Here is a 2068-nt window from a genome sequence, read left to right as displayed (position 1 = left end):
GCCGCAGGCCAGCCGCCGCCGGGCGGGGCCGCGCCGGCGGACGGCGCCAAACCGCCCAGCCTGGCGGCGACGCTGCTGGGCAAGGCGCCGCTGACGCCGTCGCACGAGTTACCGGAACTGGGCGCCAACACACCGCAGGCAACGCTGAGCAGCGCCGCCCGCGTGCTGACCAATGTGCTGAGCACCGCCATGGCCGGCCAGGCGGGCCAGATGGCGCAACTGGCGCTGATCGGCAAGACCGCGCTGTTCGGCAACGCCGCGCCGGACACCGCCGAACTGGCCGACACACTGCGGGACACCGTCTCCAAGAGCGGCCTGTTCTATGAATCCCACGTGGCCGAATGGGTCAAGGGCGAGCGTCCGCTGGCCGACCTGATGCGCGAGCCGCAGATGCAGCGCCTGCTGCAGCAAGGCCAGGAAAGCGTCGCCCGCGCCGCCGCCGGCGGTCCCGACCTGAGCGCCGCGCAAATGATCAATCAGCAACTGCACACCCACGAGCAGGGCCGCGTGCTGTGGAACGGCCAGGCCTGGCCGGGGCAGCAAATGCAATGGGAAGTGCGGCGCGACGCCCGCGAGGGCGGCAAAGGCGGCGGCCAGAGCGACGCCGAGACCGAGCCGGTCTGGCACAGCGGCGTGCGGTTCCGCCTGCCGCTGCTGGGCGCGGTGTCGGCGGCGGTGACGCTGATCGGCGAACAGGTGCACATCCAGGTGCAGGCCGACAATGCCGGCAGCGCCGACACGCTGCGCGCCTGGGCCGGTCAGCTGGAAAGCGCGCTGGCGGCGGCCGGCGCCCAGTTGTCGTCGCTGCGCATCGACCAGGACGACGAGGTCGCGCCATGAACGACGACGCCCCACGCAAGCCACTGCAGCAGGCGGTGGCGCTGGCCTACGACAGCGGCCAGCCGGCGCCCAAGGTGGTGGCCAAGGGGCGCGGCCTGGTCGCCGAGCAGATTATCCACGTGGCGCAGGAAGCCGGCGTGGCCATTCACGAGTCCAAGGAACTTGTCTCGCTGCTTATGGATGTGGATTTGGATCAACAAATTCCCCCCATGCTGTATCGGACGATTGCGGAACTATTGGCGTGGCTATATCATATCGAAGCAGCCCAAAAAGCTGGTTTGCCGCAGCCTCCGGCGCCGGACACCAGCGTCCCTCTGACCGAAACTTGACTCGACTGGCACTAGATGTTTTCACACCTTCAGGATGCGGACTTGGAAAACTGGCACGATTTTGAAGTCGAGTCGCGCCGGGAGATCTACGCCCTGCTGCGCGGCATCGGCGAAAAAAATCAGCTGATCCGCATGCTGATCGGTGGCGAGGCCGATGTCTGCGTCACCTCCATCCTGGCGGTGGACGAGGCGGCCAACGCGGTCTTTCTCGACTGTTCCATCGACGCCGAGCAGAACCAGCGGGTACTGAAGGCGCGCCGGCTATCGTTTGAAACCACGCTCGACAAGGTGCGCATCCTGTTCGCGGCCGAGCAGGTGGAGATGACGACCTACCAGGGCAATCCGGCGTTCAAGATCGCCATCCCGACCACGCTGATCCGTTTGCAGCGGCGCGAGTTCTACCGCATCGCCACGCCGGTGACCAATCCGGTCCGGGTGCAGATAGCGCTACCGGCGGCGTTGGGCGGCCCGGCCACCTTCCCGCTGGCCGACATCAGCTGCGGCGGCATCGCCATCCTCGACAACAAAATGGTGTTGGGGCAAGCGATCGGCAAAGAATACCCGGATTGCAGCATCGACCTGCCGGAGATCGGCCCGGTGACGACCACGCTGCAGGTGCGCAACGCGCTGGACCTGACGCTGCTCAACAACAAAACCAACCGCCGGCTCGGCTGCGAGTTCATCAACATCTCGCGCGGCAACCTGTCGGCGGTCCAACGCTTCATCACCAAGCTGGAGCGCGAACGCAACGCCCGCATCGCCGGCTTGACTTAAAAACCGGTGTCAGATACCGTCTTGAATGGCAAGCTTTTTCGATAAGTATTTGGGGTCGAAAGGCTTGCCAGTACGGATGACACCGTAAATCAGATGCGTCAGTTTGTGAACGACAGCACTGATCA

Annotated in this window: 3 protein-coding genes; all 3 read left to right on the top strand. The window is 65.5% G+C overall.

The genetic code is table 11. The features are described 5' to 3' along the window. On the top strand, window positions 1-840 hold an 840-nt coding region (gene fliK, locus GTP44_RS26710), incomplete at its 5' end, for a flagellar hook-length control protein FliK (RefSeq protein ID WP_161021793.1). Continuing rightward, the gene (locus GTP44_RS26705; RefSeq protein WP_160990655.1) at window positions 837-1169 is read left to right on the top strand and encodes an EscU/YscU/HrcU family type III secretion system export apparatus switch protein; all 333 of its coding nucleotides are present in this window, start codon (window positions 837-839) and stop codon (window positions 1167-1169) included. The genes fliK and GTP44_RS26705, both read left to right, overlap by 4 nt. A gap of 15 nt (window positions 1170-1184) precedes the next feature. Then, window positions 1185-1943 (top strand): flagellar brake protein, encoded by a 759-nt coding sequence (locus tag GTP44_RS26700; protein ID WP_161021792.1) that lies wholly within the window; start codon window positions 1185-1187, stop codon window positions 1941-1943. Window positions 1944-2068: the final 125 nt, after the last annotated feature.

The organism is Duganella lactea, assembly GCF_009857505.1.
GTDB lineage: Bacteria > Pseudomonadota > Gammaproteobacteria > Burkholderiales > Burkholderiaceae_D > Rugamonas > Rugamonas lactea.
The sequence above is the reverse complement of the archived record's forward strand: the minus strand, read 5'-3'. Positions and strand labels throughout refer to the sequence as shown.